Genomic DNA, 20,013 nt, shown 5'->3' with positions numbered 1-20,013 from the left:
TCCCTCCCTCCCCCGTTCGTCCCGCAAGGAGCCCGACCCCATGACGTCCACGGTGCCCACCGCCGTCCAGCACACCGACGCGCAGCCGCCGATCACCATGTTCGGTCCGGACTTCCCTTACGCGTACGACGACTTCCTGGCCCACCCGGCCGGTCTCGGCCAGATCCCGGCGACCGAGCACGGCACCGAGGTCGCGATCATCGGCGGCGGCCTGTCCGGCATCGTCGCCGCCTACGAGCTGATGAAGATGGGCCTCAAGCCCGTCGTGTACGAGGCCGACCAGATCGGCGGCCGGCTGCGCACCGTCGGCTTCGAGGGCCCGGAGACCGAGGGGCTGACCGCGGAGATGGGCGCGATGCGCTTCCCGCCGTCCTCGACCGCCCTGCAGCACTACATCGACCTGGTCGGCCTGAAGACCAAGCCGTTCCCGAACCCGCTGGCCGAGTCCACCCCGTCGACCGTCGTCGACCTCAAGGGCGAGTCCCACTACGCGGAGACCATCGACGACCTGCCGCAGGTCTATCGCGACGTCGCCGAGGCGTGGAACAAGTGCCTCGACGAGGGCGCCGACTTCTCCGACATGAACCGCGCCATGCGCGAGCGCGACGTCCCGCGCATCCGCGAGATCTGGGCGAAGCTCGTCGAGAAGCTCGACAACCAGACCTTCTACGGCTTCCTCTGCGACTCCGAGGCCTTCAAGTCCTTCCGGCACCGCGAGATCTTCGGCCAGGTCGGCTTCGGCACCGGCGGCTGGGACACCGACTTCCCGAACTCCATCCTGGAGATCCTCCGCGTCGTCTACACCGAGGCCGACGACCACCACCGCGGCATCGTCGGCGGCTCGCAGCAGCTGCCGCTGCGCCTGTGGGAGCGCGAGCCGCAGAAGATCGTGCACTGGCCGCTGGGCACCTCGCTCAAGTCGCTGCACGAGGGCGAGCCGCGCCCGGCCGTGACCCGGCTGACCCGCGCCGCCGGCAACCGGATCACCGTCACCGACGCCTCCGGCGACATCCGCACGTACCAGGCGGCGATCTTCACCGCCCAGTCCTGGATGCTGCTCTCCAAGATCGCCTGCGACGACTCGCTCTTCCCGATCGACCACTGGACGGCGATCGAGCGCACCCACTACATGGAGTCCTCGAAGCTCTTCGTGCCCGTGGACCGGCCGTTCTGGCTGGACAAGGACGAGGAGACCGGCCGGGACGTCATGTCGATGACGCTGACCGACCGGATGACCCGCGGCACGTACCTGCTCGACGACGGCCCGGACAAGCCGGCCGTGATCTGCCTGTCCTACACCTGGTGCGACGACAGCCTGAAGTGGCTGCCGCTGTCCGCCCAGGAGCGGATGGAGGTCATGCTGAAGTCGCTCGGCGAGATCTACCCGAAGGTCGACATCCGCAAGCACATCATCGGCAACCCGGTCACCGTCTCCTGGGAGAACGAGCCCTACTTCATGGGCGCGTTCAAGGCCAACCTGCCGGGCCACTACCGCTACCAGCGCCGCCTGTTCACCCACTTCATGCAGGACCGCCTGCCGGAGGACAAGCGCGGCATCTTCCTGGCCGGCGACGACATCTCCTGGACGGCCGGCTGGGCCGAGGGCGCGATCCAGACCGCGCTCAACGCGGTGTGGGGCGTGATGCACCACTTCGGCGGCGCCACCGACGCCACCAACCCGGGCCCCGGCGACGTCTACGACGAGATCGCCCCGGTGGAACTGCCGGAGGACTGAGTCCCTCCGGGCGCAGCCCCTACGGGCGTGCCAGGGGTGTGAGCAGCATGCGGCCGACCAGGCCGACCGAGCGGTCGAGGCGTTCGGTGAACTCCTCGGCCAGGTCGGGCAGGCCGCGCAGCTGCCACAGGGAGCGGGCGGTGAGCCAGGCCCCGTCGCGGGCGCGCTCCAGGCTCCAGCAGCCCAGCAGATGCGTCAGCGGGTCCGCGATCTCCAGGAGGTCCGGGCCCGGCATCAGTTCCTCGCGGATCCGTTCCTCCAGGAGCACCAGCACCTCGCCGACCCGGTCGAACTCGTCCTCCAGGTCGCGCGGGCCGCAGTCCAGCGCCCGGCAGGCGTCGACCACCGCGAGGGCCAGGTCGTGGCCGATGTGCGCGTTGATCCCGGCCAGCGCGAACTGCAGCGGCCGCACCCCGGGATGCCGGCGGTAGTGGAACAGCGGCCGCCAGCAGGCCGGTACGGGCGCTCCGGCCGCGTACGCGTCGACGACCCTCAGATAGCGCTCGGCGAACCGTACGTCGAGGGTGGCGGCGGCCCTCCGGTCGGCGAACGCGCCCGCCGCCACGGCGTGGCCGATCTCCTCGGTGACCGTCAGATAGACCCGGTGGAACACCGCGACCCCGTCGGCCGGATGCCAGCCCGACCGCAGGGCCCGCATCCGGTCCACCACGGGGTCGACCGACGTCGCGCACTGCCCGATCCACGCCATGGCGGCAGCGTCCCAGCCGCCGGGGCCGGGAGGGAACTCCTCGGCCCCGCGCTCACCGGAACGGGCGAACGGGCCGGGACGCCGGGCGGACCGGTCAGGACTTCGCCGCGGGCTCCTCGCCCGTCCGGCCGTCCGTCCCGCCGGCCGTCCCGCTCTCGTACGCGCTGGTGCCCGCGTCGAGCAGCGGCTCCTGCTCCTTCATGTGCGCCGGGGCGAAGGCCCGCAGCACGTGGTAGCCGGTGATGACGACCAGCGTGCCGAGCGCGATCCCGCCCAGCTCGAAGGTGTCGGTGAAGGTCAGTTTCACGCCGCCGATGCCGATGATGATGCCCGCCGCGGCCGGCACCAGGTTCAGCGGATTGCGCAGGTCCACCCCGGCGTTGATCCAGATCTGCGCGCCGAGCAGGCCGATCATGCCGTACAGGATCACGGTGATGCCGCCGAGCACCCCGCCGGGGATCGCCGCGACGACCGCGCCGAACTTGGGGCACAGTCCGAAGAGCAGCGCGAAACCGGCCGCGGCCCAGTAGGCGGCGGTGGAGTAGACGCGGGTGGCGGCCATGACGCCGATGTTCTCGGAGTACGTGGTGTTCGGCGGGCCGCCCACGGCGGTGGAGAGCATCGACGCGGCGCCGTCGGCGGCGATCGCGGTGCCGAGCCTGTCGTCGAGCGGGTCGCCGGTCATCTCGCCGACGGCCTTGACGTGTCCGGCGTTCTCGGCGATCAGCGCGATGACGACGGGAAGCGCGACGAGGATCGCGGACCACTCGAAGCTGGGTCCGTGCAGGTGGGGCAGGCCGATCCAGTCGGCCTCGGCGACGCCGGAAAGGTCGAGCCGCCAGTGGTCGGTGACCCGGCCGCTCGGGCTCATCGAGTGGATCTTGCCGAAGGCGAGGTCGAAGACCCAGGAGATCGCGTAGCCGAAGATCAGGCCGAGGAAGATCGCGATCCGCGACCAGAAGCCCCGCAGACAGACCACGGCCAGACCGGTGAACAGCATCACCAGCAGGGCGGTCCACTGGTCCTGCGGCCAGTACGTCGCGGCGGTCACCGGGGCCAGGTTGAAGCCGATCAGCATGACGACCGCGCCGGTGACGATCGGCGGCATCGCCGCGTGGATGATCCGCGCGCCGAACTTCCGTACCGCCAGACCCGCGAGGAACAGCACCGCGCCGACCACGAACACCGCGCCGGTGACCGTGGCGCTGCTGCCGCCGGAGGCGCGGATCGCCGCCGCGACGCCGACGAAGGACAGCGAGCAGCCGAGGTACGAGGGAACGGTGCCGCGGGTCGCCAGCAGGAAGATGACCGTGGCGAACCCCGACATCATGATCGCCAGGTTCGGGTCGAGCCCCATGAGCACGGGCGCCACGAAGGACGCGCCGAACATGGCGACCACGTGCTGGGCGCCGAGCCCGACCGTGCGCGGCCAGGAGAGCCGTTCGTCCGGGCGGACGACGGCGCCCGGCGCGGGTGTCCGCCCGTCGCCGTGCAGACTCCAGCGCACGCCGAGGTTCATGTGGTTCGCTCCCGTTCTCCGGTGCCGTTCCGGTGCCATCGGCCGCGTCGTGGCCGAAAAAGTTCAGGCCACAGGGTAGTGCGCCGGTGGTCAGCGGGGCTCGGCCGGAGTCGCGGCCGGCGCCGGGCGTGCGGACGTCCGGCCCGCCGGGCGGAGCACGCCCGCTCCCGCGACCAGGCCCAGGGCGAGCAGGGTGACCAGGCCGAACGAGAAGGTCAGCGAGGTCGCGTCGGCGATCCCGCCGATCGCCGAGGGGGCGATCAGGCCGGAGGTGTACGTGATGGTCGCGACGCCCGCGATGGCCTGGCTGGGGTTCGGGCCGCTGCGGCCCGCCGCGGCGAAGGCCAGCGGGACCACGACCGCGACGCCGAGCCCGATCAGCCCGAAACCGGCCATCGCGAGCCCCGGGTGCGGGGCGACGACCACCAGCGCCCCGCCGAGCGTGGCCGTCGCGCCGCCGGCCCGTACCGTGCGCACCGGGCCGAAGCGGTCCACCACGCGGTCGCCCACCAGCCGGGCCACCGCCATGGTCAGCGCGAACACGGTGGTGCAGGCGGCCGCCAGGCCGGCCGAGGCGCCGAGTTCGTCCTCCAGGTAGAGCGCCGACCAGTCCAGGCTGGCGCCCTCGGCGAAGACGCCGCAGAAGCCGATCGCGCCGATGAGCAGCGCGGAGCGCGGGGGCAGCGCGAAGCGCGGCGGCGCCTCCTCCTCGGGGGTGCTGCGCAGGTCCAGGACGCCCTGGCAGAACACCAGGCCGAGCACGGTGAGGACCGCGGCGGCGAGGAAGTGGTGCGTCCGGGCGTCGACGTCCAGGTGCGCGGCGACCGTGCCGGCGGCGGAGCCGATGAGGGCGCCCGCGCTCCACATGCCGTGCAGGCTGGACATGATCGACTTGCCGAGCCGGTTCTCGGTCTCGACGCCGAGCGCGTTCATCGCGACGTCGGACATGCCCGAGGTGGCCCCGTACACGAAGAGCGCCGCGCACAGCCCGTACACGTTCGGCGCGAGCGACGGCAGGAGAAGGGACGCCGTCCACAACACCAGCAGTCCGCGCAGGGCCGGACGCGCGCCGAAGCGGTGGCTGACCGCCCCCGCCAGGGGCATCGCCAGGGACGCGCCGAGCGCCGGGAAGGCCAGCGCCAGGCCGAGCTGTCCGGCCGAGACGCCGGCGTGCTCCTGGATCCAGGGGATGCGGGTGGCGAAGCTGCCGGTGACCGCGCCGTGCACGCAGAAGACGGCAGCGACGGCGAAACGGGCACGCCGCAGCCGCTCGGTCGTGAGGACGGTGTCGGTCTCGGCCGTCATGTTCCCTCCCGGGTCCCCTCGTTGACGATGGCGCGTAAACTATCAGGAACCCTGCCTGATAAATAGGGAGTCAGCCGGACTGCAGTGCCCGAGCGTCTGAGAGGATCCCCGCATGGCCGCATCCCCGAGCACCGCCCGGGCCATCAACGACCGGCTCGCCCTGCGCCTGCTCCAGGACGAGGGCCCGTTGACGGCGACGCAACTGAAGACGCTCACCGGACTGTCCCGGCCCACCGTGGCCGACCTCGTCGAGCGGCTCCAGGACTCCGGACTCGTCCGGGTGGTGGGGGAGTCGGGCGCGGAGCGCCGCGGCCCCAACGCGAAGCTGTACGGCATCGTCGCCGACCGGGCGCACCTCGCCGCGCTCGACGTGCGCACCGACTCGGTCTCCGTCGTGGTCGCCGACCTGCTTGGCGTCACGCTCGCCGAGGCGTCCGTCCCCATCGGCGACGGCACCGCCGCCGAACCGCCGCCCGAGCCCGCCGTCGAACGGGCCGCCGCCCTCCTGGAGCGCACCGCCCGGGAGGCCGGCGCCGTCCGGCTGCACAGCGTCGGCATCGGCGCGCCCGGCCTGATCGACCCGGCGACCGGCGAGCTCCACGACTCCTCCGGGCTGCCGGCCTGGCACCGCCGGCTCGCGCCCGTCCTGCAGCGCAGGCTCCCGGCCACGGTCCTGATCGAGAACGAGACCAATCTGGCCGCCGTCGCAGAACAGCGCGTCGGCGCCGCGCGGGACCGCGACACCTTCGTCCTGATCTGGCTCGGCCAGGGCGTCGGGGCCGCCGTGGTCCTGGACGGCCGGCTGCGCCGGGGCGCCTCCGGCGGCGCGGGCGAGCTGGGCTTCCTGCCGGTGCCGGGCACGGCCTCGCTGCCCTCGGCCACCGACTGCGGGGGCGGCTTCCACGCGCTGGCCGGCGCGGCGGCGGTCGACGCGCTCGCCGTGCGGCACGGGCTCGACCCGCGTACGGCCCTGGCCTCGGCCGACGGGCCCTTCCTCGACGAGCTCGCCGCGCGGCTGGCCGTCGGGGCGGCCGCGGTCGCCTCGGTCCTCGACCCGGGCTGCGTCGTCCTCGGCGGGCAGAACGGCCACGCCGGGGGCGCCGCCCTCGCGGCCCGCGTGGAGGAGCGGCTCGCGCGGCTCTCCCCGCTGCGCACCGAGGTCCGGCCGACCGCCCTCGGCGACGGCGCGGTGCTCCGCGGCGCGCTCCTCGCCGCCCGCGACGCGGCCCAGGACGAGCTGTTCGGCCCGGCGGACGCGTCGTAGCCGCCGGGCCGAAGGGGGTCCCGGCGGCGGCAAGGGCCGGGTGGTCCGCCGCCGGGAGTTCTTCAGGGCCGAGAGTTCTTCAGGCGTGCGGGATCAGCAGGCGCCCAGGTCCTGCCAGACGCCCCACTCGCCGGTGGTGCCGGGCTCCTCGTTCTGCGTCCACCACTTGGCCTTCCACGTGCGGCCCTTGTGGGAGACCGTGCTGCCCGCGGTGTAGGTCTGGCCGGCCACGTACGCCGGCGCGGTGCACGAGGCCGGGTCGGTCGGCGTGGGCGTCGGGGTGGGCGTCGGCGTGGGCGTCGGGTTCGTCGGGGTCGGCGTGGGCGTCGGCGTGCCGCCGCCCGGCTCGGTCACCGTCGTCCCGCGCGCCAGGTCGCCGGCCATCGCGTACGTCGTACCGCCGACGGTGACCGTCCAGTTGGAGGGGGTGGACACCGGCAGGTAGTAGTTGAAGGCCAGGTCCACCGACGCCCCCGGGGCGAGCGACTGCCAGGCCGGCAGCTTCAGCGAGACCCGGTGGAAGTTGCCCTTCAGACCGCCGACGTTGTTGCCGGTGTGGTCGCTGCTGATGACCTTCGTGCCGAAGCCGGACTGGTCGGAGGCGTTGCCCGGGGCGGCGGTGGCGTAGTCGAACTGGAACTCCGTGCCGCCCGGCAGCGTGGTCTTCGTGCGGTTGGTGAGCTTCAGCTTCGGCGTGATCGGGTAGTTGGAGTCGCCGAGCTTGAACTCGCCGAACTCCGCCGTGATGTCGAGCGCCTTCGTGGGCAGCGCCTTGTCGGACTTCTTCGCGCCGTACGCCGAGGCGGCCTTGAACCTGTCGTACATCAGGGAGGTGAGCGTGGAGCCCATCTCGTACTGGCCCTTGGCCGCGTTCCAGGCGTAGTCGCCGGCCAGCTCCCAGACCATCGTGCCGCCGATGCCGCGGTCGACCACGTAGTCGGCCTTGGCGGCCACGGACTGCTCGTCCTCGGTGGAGAGGAAGACCTTCTTCTCGGCGTTCCACAGCCACGGCGCGACCAGGGTGGCGTCGTACTTGCGGGCGTAGGTGCCGGTGAGCCGGGTGTCCGCGGGGAAGCCGTACTTCGTGACGTAGTCGCCGACGATCCCCTTCTCCAGGTTCTTGGCGTGCCACATCGGGTTGGAGCCGGCGGGCGACTCCTGCCCGTTGGTGTCCTTGTCGTGCCACAGGTTGTCGATGCCGACCGCGCCGTCGCCGCACTTGGTCAGGCCGGAGCCGGCCGGACAGGTGGTCGCGGCGGCCTTGCCCCATAGTCCGTCGGTGCCGCCCTGCACGTTCTTGTGGCCGCGGGTGTAGTACGGCAGGCCGATGTTGATGCGGCCGGCCGGCATGGAGCCGCGGAAGTAGTGGTACGCCCAGTCGGTGTTGAGGTAGCCGATGCCGCCGTACTGCGCGGAGCCGTACACGCCCGCGGCGGCCAGCTCGCCGTCCTTGCCGTCGTCGAACAGCGACGCGTTGGGGCCGACGTACTCGTTCCAGGCGCCGTGCAGGTCGTAGGACATGATGTTGACGTAGTCCAGATACCTCTGCATCTGGAAGGTCTCCATGCCGCGCAGCAGGTAGCCGGAGGAGGGCGCGGCGACGGTGAGCAGGTAGTGCCTGCCGTCGGCGGCGCCGGCCCGGTCGAGCTTCTCGCGCAGCGTCCTCATGAGCGCGTCGTAGCCCTTGACCAGGCCCGCCCGGCGGGCGTTGGCGAGCTGCCAGTCCAGCGGGTTGCCCGCGTCCTTCATCGTCGTCGGGTACTCGTAGTCGATGTCGACGCCGTTGAAGCCGTACTTCTTGACGAACGCGACGGCCGAGTCGGCGAAGGTGTCGATGCCGGCCTGGTTGACCGAGCCGTCCGCGTTGGTCGCCATCGAGTAGAAGCCGCCGGAGTTCACCCGGGTGCCGTCGGCGTCGAAGTAGCCGCCGGTCTCCGCCCAGCCGCCGACCGAGATCAGCGTCTTCACGTCCGGGTGCTGCTTCTTGTACTTGGTCAGCAGGTTGAAGTGGCCCTTGTAGGGCAGCGCCGGGTCCATCTCGGCGCCGGGGACGCCGGGCCAGGTCATGCCGGTGGCCGCGTTGTTCGGGCCGTCCGCGCCGACCGACAGCCTGTTGTCGGAACCGATGTGGCCGAAGGCGTAGTTGATGTGGGTGACCTTGTCCCACGGGATGTCGTTCGCGAGGTAGGCGGGCTCGCCGTTCTTGCCGGTGCGCCAGCCGGTGAAGTAGCCGATGACGCGGCGCTGGTGGTCGGCGCCCATCTTCTCGCGGCCCTCGGTGTCGTAGACCGAGCAGTAGGGGACGTCGACGCCCGGTGTCTTGTAGAGCCCGTCGGGGCGACAGCTCTCGTTGTCGGCGGCGTACGAGACTCCGCCCGAGAGCGAGCTGAACAGCAGCCCGGCGGCGGCCACGCCGGACGCGGCGAGCAGGGCTCTCCGCTTGGTGGGGGACGGCACGATCGGTTCCTCCTAGGGAGGTCGAACACACAACGAACGGGAGGGTGGTGCGTGTGGAGCCCGGGCGTGCGCACGCCGGCGGGCCGTACCTCGGAGGTGACACGGACCTTAAGAGGACTAGACCAGTTGGTCAATAGGTCTGGACCAAAGTGCTCACCGCCCCGGCCCCTGCGTGACCCCCTGTGACCCCTCCTGCGCCCCCTTGTGAGCCAGCCCACAGGGGCTCGGCCGCATGGCCGACGCCCGACCGTGGCAGACTGGCCCTGTATCAGCAGCAGCGCACTCCGGGGTCGGTGTAATTCCGAACCGGCGGTATAGTCCGCGACCCGTCCGCAGCCAGCGGCCGGTTGACCAGGTGAGATTCCTGGACCGACGGTGAAAGTCCGGATGGGAGGCAGTGCGCGGCGGGTGATCGTCCTCAGGACGGGCGCACCGGCCGTACCCGCTGATCGCCGCCACCGGCGCGTCCGGTGCACGCGGCGGTCCGGCGTATCCGGCCTCGGCACCCCTCGTGAGGCGTTTCGTTCCCGCTCTCTGTCGTCATCGACAGGCCCCGGAGTCCGTGCCCGAAGAGGCAGGAGGACCCGGTGGCAGACCAGGCCGACATCACCGCCATGCGGCGCGCCGTCGCGCTCGCGGCCCGCGGACTCGGCGCCACCAGCCCGAACCCCGTCGTCGGCTGCGTCGTCCACGACGCCTCCGGCCACCAGGTCGGCGGAGGCTGGCACCGGCGCGCCGGCGGCCCGCACGCCGAGGTCCACGCCCTGCGCGAGGCCGGCGTCCTCGCCCGCGGCGGCACCGCCTACGTCACCCTCGAACCCTGCAACCACACCGGCCGCACCGGTCCCTGCGCCCAGGCCCTGATCGAGGCGGGGATCGCCCGCGTCGTGTACGCCGTCGGCGACCCGAACCCGCAGGCCACCGGCGGCGCCGACACCCTGCGCGGGGCCGGCGTCCGGGTCGAGCAGGGCCTGCTCGCCGAGGAGGCCGAGGCGGTCAACGTCGCCTGGCTCACCTCCGTGCGCCGCGGCCGCCCCTTCGTCCGCTGGAAGTACGCCGCCACCCTCGACGGCCGGATCGCCGCCGCCGACGGCACCTCCCGCTGGATCAGCTCCGCCGAGTCCCGCGCCGACGTCCACCGGCTGCGCGCCGAGGCCGACGCCGTCGTCGTCGGCTCCGGCACCGCCCGCGCCGACGACCCGCACCTCGCCGTACGGGGGATCGAGGGGGCCGTCCAGCCGCTGCGGGTCGTCGTCGACACCGAGGGCACCGCGGTCAAGCCCGGCGCCCGGGTCCTCGACGACGCCGCGCCCACCCTGATCGCCGTCGCCGAGGACGCCGCCACCGACCTGCCCGAGGCCGTACGCCTGCCCCGGGCCGAGCGCGGCCTGTCCGTCCCGGCCCTCCTGGACGCCCTGCACCGGCGCGGCGTCCGCTCCGTCCTCCTCGAAGGCGGCCCCACCCTCGCGGGCGCCTTCCTCGCCGCGGGCGCCGTCGACCAGGTCGTCGGCTACCTCGCCCCGGTCCTCCTCGGCACGGGCCCCGCGGCCCTCCAGGACGCCGGAATCAGCACCCTCGCCGACGCGTTCCGGCTCGACGTCACCGAGACCGTCCGCATCGGCCCCGATCTCCGCATCACCGCCATCATCAAGGAGCGCTGACCGTGTTCACCGGAATCGTCGAAGAACTGGGTGAGGTCACCGCCGTCGAGAAGCTGGACGACGCGTCCCGCTTCCGGCTGCGCGGCCCCCTCGTCACCGAGGGCGCCAAGCACGGCGACTCCATCGCCGTGAACGGCGTCTGCCTCACGGTCGTGGAGACCGCGGACGGCGAGTTCACCGCCGACGTCATGGCGGAGACCCTCAAGCGCTCCTCCCTCGGCGCCCTGGAGCCCGGCTCCCGGGTCAACCTGGAGCGCCCGATGGCCGTCGGCGGCCGGCTCGGCGGACACATCGTCCAGGGCCACGTGGACGGCACCGGCACGATCCTCGACCGGACCCCCTCCGAGCACTGGGAGCTCGTCCGGATCGCGCTGCCCGCGCACCTGTCCCGGTACGTCGTCGAGAAGGGCTCCATCACCGTCGACGGCGTGAGCCTCACCGTCGTCGAGGCGGCCGACGACTGGTTCAGCATCAGCCTCATCCCCACCACCCTCGCGCTGACCACGCTCGGCATCAAGCAGAGCGGCGACCCCGTCAACCTCGAGGTGGACGTCATCGCCAAGTACGTCGAGCGGCTGCTCGGCCCGAACGCCCGGGAGAACCTCCAGTGAGCTGGCTCAACTCCGAAGCCTTCAGCGTCCTCGGGCAGCACATCATGTGGTCCGACATGCTGGGCAACACCATCGGCCTGATCGCCCTGGCCCTCGGCTGGCGGCGCTCGGTCCTCACCTGGCCCGCCCAGCTGCTGTCCGGCCTGATCCTGGTCGCCGCGTACGCCTCCGCGCAGCTCGCCGGCGGCGTCGGCAAGCAGCTTCTGGTCATCGGCATCGCCGCCTGGGGCTGGCACCAGTGGACCCGCGGCCGGCAGCAGGCCCAGGACGGCTCCATCGCCGTCCGCTTCGCGAGCTGGAAGGAGCGCGGGGTGCTGGCCGGCGGCGCCGTCCTCGGCACCCTCGCCGTGGGCGGGCTGTTCACCCTGTACCCCTCGCTGTCCTGGAGCCCCTGGGCCGACGCGTACATCTTCGTCGGCACCCTGGTCGCGATGGTCGCCCAGGCCCGCGGCCTCGTCGAGTTCTGGTTCGCCTGGCTGCTCGTCGACCTGGTCGGCGTCCCGCTCGCCTTCAGCAGCGGCCTCGCCTTCTCCGGCCTCGTCTACGTGATCTACTTCGTCCTCGTCCTCTGGGGCATGCGCGACTGGTGGCTCCGCACGCGCACCCCCGCTCTGGAAGGAACTCTGCTGTGAGCGACGCGTGCGCGGCCGCCGGGCCGCAGACGACATCGATGGCCGCACCTTCGCGCCGCGCAGGCGGAGAAGCGAACGAAAGGGGCGCAGCATGAGCGCGCTTCCTGTCTGGGACAACACCGATCTGGTCCTCGACCCCGTCGAGCAGGCCATCCGGGACATCGCCGCCGGCCGGCCCGTCGTCGTCGTCGACGACGAGGACCGCGAGAACGAGGGCGACCTCGTCATCGCCGCCGAGAAGGCCACCCCCGAGATCGTCGCCTTCATGATGAGCGAGTGCCGCGGCCTGATCTGCGCACCCATGGAGAGCGAGGAGCTGGAGCGCCTCCGGCTGCCGCAGATGGTCGACCACAACACCGAGTCGATGCGGACCGCGTTCACCGTCTCCGTCGACGCGGCCCCCGCGTACGGCGTCACCACCGGCATCTCCGCCGCCGACCGCGCCACCACCCTCCAGATGCTCGCCAGCGGGCAGTACGAGCCCGGCGACTTCGTGCGCCCCGGCCACATCTTCCCGCTGCGCGCCAAGGAGGGCGGTGTCCTCGTCCGCAACGGCCACACCGAGGCCGCCGTCGACCTGGCCCGGCTCGCCGGTCTGCGCCCGGCCGGCGCGATCGTCGAGATCGCCGGCGAGGACGGCGTGATGCTCCGGCTGCCCGAGCTGATCCCGTTCGCCCGCAAGCACGGACTGACGATCATCTCCATCGAGGACCTGATCGCCTACCGCCGCTCCGCCGAGCCGACCGTCCGCCGCGAGGCCGAGGTCGCGCTGCCCACCGCGCACGGCGACTTCACCGCGTACGGCTACCGCTCCACCGTCGACGGCGTCGAGCACATCGCCCTCGTCCACGGCGAGCTCGGCGACGGCGAGGACATCCTCGTCCGGGTCCACTCCGAGTGCCTGACCGGCGACATCTTCCACTCGCTGCGCTGCGACTGCGGCCCCCAGCTGCAGGCGTCCATGGAGCGCATCACCGAGGCCGGCCGCGGCGTCGTGGTGTACCTGCGCGGCCACGAGGGCCGCGGCATCGGGCTGCTGTCCAAGCTCCGCGCGTACGAGCTCCAGGAGCGCGGCCGCGACACCCTGGACGCCAACCTGGAGCTGGGCCTGCCCGCCGACGCCCGCGACTACGCGGCCGGCGCGCAGATCCTCGCCGACCTCGGCGTCCGCAGCCTGAAGCTGATGACCAACAACCCCGACAAGATCGACGCCCTCGCCCGGCACGGCCTGAAGGTCGAGGGCCGCGAGCCCATGCCCGTCCAGGCGGGCGAGCACAACCTCCGCTACCTGCGCACCAAGCGGGACCGGATGGGCCACGACCTCCCCTGGCTGGACGGCCCCACGGCCACCACCTGCGGCAACCAGTAATTCCCGTACGTACGACCGGCAAGGAGCAACATGAGCGGCAAGGGCGCCCCCGTCCTCAGCGTGAAGAACTGCGGCGACCTCCGGGTCGCGGTGATCGCTGCCCAGTGGCACGAGAAGATCATGGACGGACTCGTCGACGGCGCCCTGCGCGCCCTGTCCGAGCTCGGCATCGACGAGCCGACGCTGCTGCGCGTCCCCGGCAGCTTCGAACTGCCCGTGGTGGCCAAGGTGCTCGCCGGCCGCGGCTACGATGCCATCGTCGCGCTCGGCGTCGTCATCCGCGGCGGTACCCCGCACTTCGAGTACGTGTGCCAGGGCGTCACCAACGGCCTCACCCAGGTCGCCATCGACACCGGCGTACCCGTCGGCTTCGGCGTGCTGACCGTGGACAACGAGGAGCAGGCCCTCGACCGGGCCGGGCTGGAGGGCTCCTCCGAGGACAAGGGCCACGAAGCGGTCACCGCCGCCGTCGCCACCGCCACCACGCTGCGCACCGTGAGCGAACCCTGGCGCTGAGCAGGGCATCGCGACCCCGTACTCTTAGGACATCATGGCGAACGAAACCCGTAAAAGCTTCGAAGAGCTCTTCGCCGAGCTGAAGCTCAAGGCCGAGACCGGCGACCCGGCCACCTCCCGCACCGCGGAACTGGTGGGCAAGGGCGTCCATGCGATCGGCAAGAAGGTCGTCGAGGAGGCCGCCGAAGTGTGGATGGCCGCCGAGTACGAGGGCAAGGACGCCGCCGCCGAGGAGATCTCGCAGCTGCTGTACCACGTCCAGGTGATGATGGTCGCCCGCGGGATCTCCCTCGACGACGTCTACGCCCACCTCTGAGCACCTTGTAAGACAAGACCTCCCGAATCAGACACCGCCCGAGGCAAAGGAAGCCCACCTCATGCTGCGCATCGCCGTCCCCAACAAGGGTTCCCTCTCCGGACCTGCGATGGAGATGCTCCATGAGGCGGGCTACCGGCAGCGCAAGGAGTCCAAGGAACTCGTCACCGTCGACCCGGACAACGACGTCGAGTTCTTCTACCTGCGCCCCAAGGACATCGCGATCTACGTGGCGTCCGGCCGCCTCGACATCGGCATCACCGGCCGCGACCTGCTGCTCGACTCCGGCGCCAACGCCGAGGAGATCCTGCCGCTGAACTTCGGCCGGTCCACCTTCCGCTACGCCACCAAGCCCGGCACCGCCGAGGGCCCGAAGGACTTCGGCGGGATGACGATCGCCACCTCCTACGAGGGCATCGTCGCCAAGCACCTCGCCGACCAGGGCATCGACGCCTCCGTCGTGCACCTCGACGGCGCCGTCGAGACCGCGATCCAGCTCGGCGTCGCCGAGGTCATCGCCGACGTCGTCGAGACCGGCACCTCCCTGCGCAACGCGGGCCTGACCGTCATCGGCGAGCCGATCCTGAAGTCCGAGGCGATCGTGGTCCGCCGCACCGCCGCGCCCTCCGACGACCCCAAGGTGCAGCAGTTCCTGCGCCGCCTGCAGGGCGTCCTCGTCGCCCGCAGCTACGTGATGATGGACTACGACTGCCGCGCCGAGCACCTGGAGCGGGCCGTCGCCCTCACCCCCGGCCTGGAGTCGCCGACGATCTCGCCGCTCCACAACGAGGGCTGGGTCGCCGTCCGAGCCATGGTGCCCGCCCGGGACGCCCAGCGGATCATGGACGACCTGTACGAGCTGGGCGCGCGCGCCATCCTCACCACGGCCATCCACGCCTGCCGTCTCTGAGGCCCGCCCGGCACCACCGAAGGAACCCCGCGCATGTCCGACACCCCCGTTCCCGCCCTGCCGGTCGTCTTCCGGCCGCAGCGCACCCGGTTCGTCCTGCTCGGCCTGGGGACGGCGGTGTTCGTCGTGATCACCGCCGTCACGCTGATGCTGGAGCGGCTCAGCCCGGCGGAGCGGGTCAGCTTCGTCTTCACCGCCGCCCTGTTCCTCGGGATCCTGGTGCTGCTGAGCCGCCCCAAGGTCGTCGCCGACGACGAGGGCGTCACGGTCGTCAACCTGACCCGGACCCGCCGGCTGGCCTGGGCGGAGATCCTCCGGGTCAACCTGCGGCCCGGCGACCCGTGGGTCTTCCTCGATCTGAGCGACGGCACCAGCCTGCCCGCCCTCGGCATCCAGCCCGGGATCGCCCGGGAACGCGCCATCCGCGACGCCCGCGCCCTGCGGGCCCTCGCGGACGCCCGCGGCACCGGCACCGACGCCGGCTGAGCACCGGAGGCGGCGGCCGTCCGGTCCCCCATACGGGGCCGACCCCCTGCCCCAGGACCGGCACCCGTGACTAATCTGGAGGCGGTGGCACCGACGCGGTGCCACCGCCTCGCGTGTACGGGCCGCCCGCCGGCCCGCGGGGCCTCCCTGCGACCCGAGGAGTGACTCCCTCCGGCAATGGACGGATCGTCCGGTAGTACCTGCGCCGCCCCAGTCCCCGAGGCGGCGGCATGATCGTCTCTCTGCTCCTGCTGCTCGCGGCCTTTCTCCTGATCCTCGCGAACGGCTTCTTCGTGGCCGCCGAGTTCGGCCTGGTCACCGTGGAACGCCCCGACGCCGAACAGGCGGCGGCCGCCGGCGACCGGCGCGCGCGGACCGTCGTCAAGGCCCTCGGCGAGCTGTCGTTCCAGCTCTCCGGCACCCAGCTCGGCATCACCATCACCTCGCTCGTCGTCGGCATGCTGGCGCAGCCCGCGCTCGCCGCGCTCCTCGCCGGCCCGCTGACCGCGCTCGGCCTGCCCGCCGGGGTGGTCCCCGGCGTCGCCGTGGTGACCGGCATGCTGCTCGCCTCCGCCCTGCAGATGGTGGTCGGCGAGCTGGTGCCCAAGAACTGGGCGGTCTCCCGGCCGCTCCAGGTGGCCCGCTTCGTGGCCGGACCGCAGTACCTGTTCTCGTCGGTCTTCCGGCCCGTGATCGCCCTGCTGAACGAGGTCGCCAACCGGCTGGTCCGGCTGCTCGGCGTCGAACCGGCCGACGAGCTGGCCTCCGCCCGCACCCCCGGCGAACTGGTCGCCCTCGCCCGGCACTCGGCCCGCGCCGGCGCGCTCGAACAGGACACCGCGGACCTGTTCGTCCGCACCCTGTCGCTCGCCGAACTGACCGCGCAGCACGTCATGACCCCACGGGTGAAGGTCAGCTCGCTGCAGTCCGACGCCACCGCGGCCGACGTGCTCAACCTGACCCGGGCCACCGGTCTGTCGCGCTTCCCGGTCTACCGGGACCGCATCGACGAGATCACCGGCATGGTCCACCTCAAGGACGCGCTGGCCGTGCCCGCCGACGAACGGCTCCGTACCCCGGTGGGCCGGATCGCCGTGTCCCCGCTGCTCGTGCCCGAGTCCCTGCCGGTGCAGGAACTGCTCGAACGGCTCCGGCGCCAACAGCCCATCGCGGTCGTCGTCGACGAGTACGGCGGCACCGCCGGGGTGGTCACCCTGGAGGACATCGTCGAGGAGCTCGTCGGCGAGGTCCGCGACGAGCACGACCTCGCCGCCGACGAGCGGCCCGAGCTCACCGCCGTCGCCGCCGAGGACGGCCAGCCGGCCTGGGAGGCCGACGGCAGCTGCCGCGTGCACACCCTGCACCGGATAGGTCTCGAAGTGCCCGAGGGGCCGTACGAGACGGTCGCCGGCCTCGTCGCCGACCTGCTCGGGCGGATCCCGGCCGCCGGGGACCGCGCCGAGCTCCCCGGCTGGCGGCTCTCCGTGCGCCAGGTCGACCGCTACCGCGCCGAACGGGTCCGCCTGGTCCGGACCGCGAAGGTCCCGGAGGCCGCCCGGTGAGCGCCCTCCACCTCCTTTTCGCCCTCCTGCTGGTGCTCGCGAACGGCTTCTTCGTCGGCGCGGAGTTCGCGCTCGTCTCGGTGCGGCGCAGCCAGATCGAGCAGGTCCCCGGCGCCCGGGCCCGCCAGGTCCTGTACGGCCTGGAGAATCTGCCGCAGATGATGGCGGCGGCCCAGTTCGGGATCACCGTCTGCTCGCTCACCCTCGGCGCGGTCGCCGAGCCGACCGTGGCCCGGCTCCTGGAGCCGGTCTTCCACGCGGTCCACGTCCCCGAGGGGCTGATCCATCCGCTGGGCTATGTGATCGCGCTGGCGGTCGTGGTCTTCCTCCACCTCGTCGTCGGCGAGATGCTGCCGAAGAACCTGGCGATGGCGGACCCCGAGCGCACCGCGCTGCTGCTCGCCCCGGCCCTCGTGGGCTTCGCCCGGCTCTGCCGTCCGGTCACCACCGCGTTCGGGGCCTGCGCCCGGGCGGTGCTGCGGGCGTTCCGGGTGGAGCCCAAGGACGAGGTCGAGGCGGTGTTCACCAGCACCCAGCTCGGCCGGCTCGTCGAGGACGCCGGCCAGGCCGGACTGCTCGCCCCGGCGGAGCAGGAACGCCTGGAGGACGCGCTCGAACTGGGCAGCCGCCCGGTGACGGACGTCCTCATCCCGGCCTCGGCGCTGGTGACGGTGTCGCCGTCGGTCACGCCCCGCGAGATCGAGGAGCTGACCGTCCGCACCGGCTACTCCCGCTTCCCGGTCCGGTCCGGGCGCGGCTTCCTGGGGTTCGTTCACGTCAAGGACGTCCTGGACCTGGAGGACCGGGAGCGGGCCGTGCCGCAGAAGGTCTGGCGCCCCATGGCCACCCTCGGCTCCGAACTGCCCCTCGACGACGTGCTGACGGCGATGCGCCGCGCGGCCACCCACCTGGCCCAGGTCGCCGACCCCTCGGGTCGTGTCCTGGGCCTGGTCGCGCTGGAGGACGTCCTGGAGCTCCTGGTGGGCGAGGTCCGCGACCCGGCCCACCGCACGACGGTCGGTTAGCCCGGCGGGTCCTGGGGGTCGCGGGTGGCGGGGCCGCGGCCCGACAGGACCTCGCCGTACGCCTGCATCAGGTCCGGCAGGCGCAGGGTGGCCAGGTCCTCGCGGGTCGGGGTGCCGCTGTACCCGGAGAGCCGCAGGTCGCGGTAGGCGCAGGACTTCTCGTACAGGGTGCGCAGGAAGCGGCCGTTGCCCAGCTCGTCGATCCAGCCCTGGTCGACGACGTGGCCGCTGATGGAGCGCAGTTCCTCCAGCGCCTCCTCGTCCCAGGCGTCGCCGTTGGCCGCGGCCAGCACCTCCCCGATCGCGGTGAGTTCCAGGGGCCGGTACGAGGGGAAGTCGACCCGGGTGGTGAACCGGGACGACAGCCCCGGGTTGGCGGCGAGCAGCCGGTCCATGCCCTCGGGGTAGCCGGCGAGGATCACCACGAGGTGGTCCCGGTTGTCCTCGGCGCGCTTGAGCAGCACCTGCAGCGCCTCGTCCCCGTACGCGTCGCCCTTGCTGTAGCCGGAGTTGGAGAGCGCGTATGCCTCGTCGACGAAGAGCACCCCGCCGACCGCGGAGTCGATCAGCTCGTTCGCCTTCACGGCGGTCTGCCCGAGGTACTCGCCGACGAGGTCGGCCCGCTGGGCCTCCACGAGGTGGTCGCCGCCGAGCAGCCCGAGCGCGTAGAAGACCCGGCCGAGGATCCGGGCGACCGTGGTCTTGCCGGTCCCGGACGGCCCGGAGAAGACGAAGTGCCGTTTCGGGGGCTGCACCGGCAGGCCCTGCGCGGCCCGCAGCCGGGCCATCTCCAGCTGCGCGGACAGCGCCTTGACCTGCCGTTTCACCGGCTCCAGGCCGACCATGCGCTCCAGCTCGGCAAGCGCCTCGGCGAGCAGCGCCGGATCGGTCGCGCGGGCCGGGAAGCGCGGCGGCGCCGGCCGTCCGGGCACGGCCGCCTTCTCGCGCACGCCGTCCGCCGGCGGCGCGGGCGGCGGGGTGCCCGGCGCGGGCTTGAGCGGCTCGCCGCCCAGCCGCGGCGGCTCGGCGAGCGGGGTCTCCGTCTCGGTCCGGTCCGCGTCCACGCTGTCCTGGCCGAGGCCCCCGAGGGCCACCGCCGCGTACCCGGCGGGGTCCTCCGCCCCGTCGAAGCCGTCGTACTCGGCGATCGCGGCGAGCCGGGCGGAGGTGTCCATGAACGCCGGGTCGATCCGGTGCACCGCCCGGTACAGGGGGAGCGCGGCGGCACTGCGCCCGGTGCCCTCGTGCGCCCGCGCCAGCCAGTACCGCAGCTCCTTGCGCTGCGGCTGTTCGCTGCGGCAGCGCATCAGGGCGGTGGACAGCAGCGGCTCGGCCTGCGCGTACATCTCCAGGCGGACCCGGGCCATCCCGCCGAACAGCCCGGCCTCGATGCCGAGCAGCGGATCGTCGACCAGCGGTTCGGTGTGCCGCAGGAGCTGGTCCCAGTCCTTGACGAGGTAGGCGCGGCAGGCGTGCAGGAAGCGGACCTGGGGATCGGTGTCCACCGGCGGCAGGCCCGCCAGGGCCCGGTCCAGCTCGGGCACGTGCCGGCCGTCCAGCCAGTGCGAGGCGTGCGCGAGCAGCAGGTCGCGCGGGGACTCCAGGACGGGCTGGACCCACCAGCCGAGCCAGTACCAGGAGTTGAGGGTGCGCCGGTGCCGGGTCCGCTGCTCGCCGAACCGCTCCCGGTTGCGGTACATCCGCAGCAGCGCCGTGGTGGTGTCCACGCGCAGCGCGTGCAGACCGAGCCAGCCGTCGGCCATGCCGGGGTCGATCCGCACGGCGGTCCGGAACTCCTCCTCCGCCTGCGGGTACGCGCCCATGGTGTACGCGTCGACGCCGCGCAGCCAGGCGAGCTCGGCCGGGGCGTGGACGCCGCGGGCGCCACTGTCCATCGCGTCCCCCACTACCCAACCGCCTTCTCGTGGACGGGATT

At 72.6% G+C, this 20,013-nt stretch carries 17 protein-coding genes and 1 riboswitch; of the genes, 12 read left to right on the top strand and 5 right to left on the bottom strand.

Annotated features, from left to right (window positions below; genetic code table 11):
• The first annotated feature begins 40 nt into the window (after nt 1-40).
• A complete protein-coding gene (locus tag ACNJ93_RS04180) occupies nt 41-1,735 on the top strand; it encodes a flavin monoamine oxidase family protein (RefSeq protein WP_418955958.1) in 1,695 nt (564 codons plus the stop codon).
• 19 nt (nt 1,736-1,754) lie between these two features.
• Here the strand turns inward: ACNJ93_RS04180 and ACNJ93_RS04175 are convergent, their stop codons facing one another.
• The 3 genes from ACNJ93_RS04175 to ACNJ93_RS04165 form a co-directional block, all read right to left on the bottom strand.
• Entirely contained in the window at nt 1,755-2,444 is a 690-nt protein-coding gene (locus ACNJ93_RS04175) for a DUF5995 family protein (protein WP_418955957.1), read from the bottom strand.
• 94 nt (nt 2,445-2,538) lie between these two features.
• Complete coding sequence (locus ACNJ93_RS04170; RefSeq protein WP_418955956.1) at nt 2,539-3,963, bottom strand: uracil-xanthine permease family protein; 1,425 nt, start codon at nt 3,961-3,963, stop codon at nt 2,539-2,541.
• A 90-nt stretch (nt 3,964-4,053) separates the two neighbouring features.
• Nucleotides 4,054-5,268, bottom strand: coding sequence for an MFS transporter (locus tag ACNJ93_RS04165; protein WP_418955955.1), 1,215 nt, complete (start codon nt 5,266-5,268; stop codon nt 4,054-4,056).
• A gap of 112 nt (nt 5,269-5,380) precedes the next feature.
• Between ACNJ93_RS04165 and ACNJ93_RS04160 the strand changes: the two genes are divergently transcribed.
• On the top strand, nt 5,381-6,532 hold the full coding sequence (locus ACNJ93_RS04160; protein WP_418955954.1) for an ROK family transcriptional regulator: 1,152 nt from the start codon (nt 5,381-5,383) through the stop codon (nt 6,530-6,532).
• A gap of 93 nt (nt 6,533-6,625) precedes the next feature.
• Here ACNJ93_RS04160 and ACNJ93_RS04155 read toward each other — a convergent pair whose 3' ends face one another.
• Complete coding sequence (locus tag ACNJ93_RS04155) at nt 6,626-8,989, bottom strand: chitinase C-terminal domain-containing protein (protein WP_418955953.1); 2,364 nt, start codon at nt 8,987-8,989, stop codon at nt 6,626-6,628.
• 275 nt (nt 8,990-9,264) lie between these two features.
• A riboswitch (FMN riboswitch) is annotated at nt 9,265-9,394 on the top strand.
• A gap of 182 nt (nt 9,395-9,576) precedes the next feature.
• Between ACNJ93_RS04155 and ribD the strand changes: the two genes are divergently transcribed.
• From ribD to ACNJ93_RS04105, 10 genes are all read left to right on the top strand, one after another.
• The gene (ribD, locus tag ACNJ93_RS04150; protein WP_418955952.1) at nt 9,577-10,650 is read left to right on the top strand and encodes a bifunctional diaminohydroxyphosphoribosylaminopyrimidine deaminase/5-amino-6-(5-phosphoribosylamino)uracil reductase RibD; all 1,074 of its coding nucleotides are present in this window, start codon (nt 9,577-9,579) and stop codon (nt 10,648-10,650) included.
• A gap of 2 nt (nt 10,651-10,652) precedes the next feature.
• Entirely contained in the window at nt 10,653-11,261 is a 609-nt protein-coding gene (locus tag ACNJ93_RS04145) for a riboflavin synthase (RefSeq protein WP_418955951.1), read from the top strand.
• Nucleotides 11,262-11,305: 44 nt separating this feature from the next.
• Nucleotides 11,306-11,893, top strand: a complete 588-nt coding sequence (locus ACNJ93_RS04140; protein WP_418961303.1) for a nicotinamide mononucleotide transporter family protein — start codon at nt 11,306-11,308, stop codon at nt 11,891-11,893.
• Between the two features lie 91 nt (nt 11,894-11,984).
• The gene (locus ACNJ93_RS04135; protein ID WP_418955950.1) at nt 11,985-13,262 is read left to right on the top strand and encodes a bifunctional 3,4-dihydroxy-2-butanone-4-phosphate synthase/GTP cyclohydrolase II; all 1,278 of its coding nucleotides are present in this window, start codon (nt 11,985-11,987) and stop codon (nt 13,260-13,262) included.
• A gap of 30 nt (nt 13,263-13,292) precedes the next feature.
• On the top strand, nt 13,293-13,778 hold the full coding sequence (gene ribH, locus ACNJ93_RS04130; protein WP_418955949.1) for a 6,7-dimethyl-8-ribityllumazine synthase: 486 nt from the start codon (nt 13,293-13,295) through the stop codon (nt 13,776-13,778).
• A gap of 34 nt (nt 13,779-13,812) precedes the next feature.
• On the top strand, nt 13,813-14,094 hold the full coding sequence (locus tag ACNJ93_RS04125; protein WP_418955948.1) for a phosphoribosyl-ATP diphosphatase: 282 nt from the start codon (nt 13,813-13,815) through the stop codon (nt 14,092-14,094).
• A 61-nt stretch (nt 14,095-14,155) separates the two neighbouring features.
• The gene (hisG, locus tag ACNJ93_RS04120) at nt 14,156-15,004 is read left to right on the top strand and encodes an ATP phosphoribosyltransferase (protein ID WP_418955947.1); all 849 of its coding nucleotides are present in this window, start codon (nt 14,156-14,158) and stop codon (nt 15,002-15,004) included.
• Nucleotides 15,005-15,037: 33 nt separating this feature from the next.
• Nucleotides 15,038-15,490, top strand: coding sequence for a PH domain-containing protein (locus tag ACNJ93_RS04115; protein ID WP_418955946.1), 453 nt, complete (start codon nt 15,038-15,040; stop codon nt 15,488-15,490).
• A 230-nt stretch (nt 15,491-15,720) separates the two neighbouring features.
• Complete coding sequence (locus ACNJ93_RS04110; protein WP_418955945.1) at nt 15,721-17,052, top strand: hemolysin family protein; 1,332 nt, start codon at nt 15,721-15,723, stop codon at nt 17,050-17,052.
• The gene (locus ACNJ93_RS04105) at nt 17,049-18,077 is read left to right on the top strand and encodes a hemolysin family protein (RefSeq protein WP_418955944.1); all 1,029 of its coding nucleotides are present in this window, start codon (nt 17,049-17,051) and stop codon (nt 18,075-18,077) included. The genes ACNJ93_RS04110 and ACNJ93_RS04105 overlap by 4 nt, the downstream gene beginning before the upstream one ends.
• Here the strand turns inward: ACNJ93_RS04105 and ACNJ93_RS04100 are convergent.
• Nucleotides 18,074-19,972: an AAA family ATPase gene (locus ACNJ93_RS04100; protein ID WP_418955943.1), complete on the bottom strand. Its 1,899-nt coding sequence runs from the start codon at nt 19,970-19,972 to the stop codon at nt 18,074-18,076. The two genes, ACNJ93_RS04105 and ACNJ93_RS04100, sit on opposite strands and share 4 nt — an antisense overlap.
• Nucleotides 19,973-20,013 lie beyond the last annotated feature (41 nt).

The sequence above is a fragment of the Streptomyces tritici genome (assembly GCF_048500665.1).
Lineage (GTDB): Bacteria > Actinomycetota > Actinomycetes > Streptomycetales > Streptomycetaceae > Streptomyces > Streptomyces tritici.
The sequence above is the reverse complement of the archived record's forward strand: the minus strand, read 5'-3'. Positions and strand labels throughout refer to the sequence as shown.

Excerpts from the sequence above, each read along its gene's own strand:
- ACNJ93_RS04180 (WP_418955958.1), top strand. The coding sequence starts at position 41 with ATGACGTCCACGGTGCCCACCGCCGTCCAGCACACCGACGCGCAGCCG.
- ACNJ93_RS04175 (WP_418955957.1), bottom strand. The coding sequence starts at position 2,444 with ATGGCGTGGATCGGGCAGTGCGCGACGTCGGTCGACCCCGTGGTGGAC.
- ACNJ93_RS04170 (WP_418955956.1), bottom strand. The coding sequence starts at position 3,963 with ATGAACCTCGGCGTGCGCTGGAGTCTGCACGGCGACGGGCGGACACCC.
- ACNJ93_RS04165 (WP_418955955.1), bottom strand. The coding sequence starts at position 5,268 with ATGACGGCCGAGACCGACACCGTCCTCACGACCGAGCGGCTGCGGCGT.
- ACNJ93_RS04160 (WP_418955954.1), top strand. The coding sequence starts at position 5,381 with ATGGCCGCATCCCCGAGCACCGCCCGGGCCATCAACGACCGGCTCGCC.
- ACNJ93_RS04140 (WP_418961303.1), top strand. The coding sequence starts at position 11,306 with ATGTGGTCCGACATGCTGGGCAACACCATCGGCCTGATCGCCCTGGCC.
- ACNJ93_RS04135 (WP_418955950.1), top strand. The coding sequence starts at position 11,985 with ATGAGCGCGCTTCCTGTCTGGGACAACACCGATCTGGTCCTCGACCCC.
- ribH (WP_418955949.1), top strand. The coding sequence starts at position 13,293 with ATGAGCGGCAAGGGCGCCCCCGTCCTCAGCGTGAAGAACTGCGGCGAC.
- ACNJ93_RS04125 (WP_418955948.1), top strand. The coding sequence starts at position 13,813 with ATGGCGAACGAAACCCGTAAAAGCTTCGAAGAGCTCTTCGCCGAGCTG.
- hisG (WP_418955947.1), top strand. The coding sequence starts at position 14,156 with ATGCTGCGCATCGCCGTCCCCAACAAGGGTTCCCTCTCCGGACCTGCG.
- ACNJ93_RS04115 (WP_418955946.1), top strand. The coding sequence starts at position 15,038 with ATGTCCGACACCCCCGTTCCCGCCCTGCCGGTCGTCTTCCGGCCGCAG.
- ACNJ93_RS04110 (WP_418955945.1), top strand. The coding sequence starts at position 15,721 with ATGATCGTCTCTCTGCTCCTGCTGCTCGCGGCCTTTCTCCTGATCCTC.
- ACNJ93_RS04100 (WP_418955943.1), bottom strand. The coding sequence starts at position 19,972 with ATGGACAGTGGCGCCCGCGGCGTCCACGCCCCGGCCGAGCTCGCCTGG.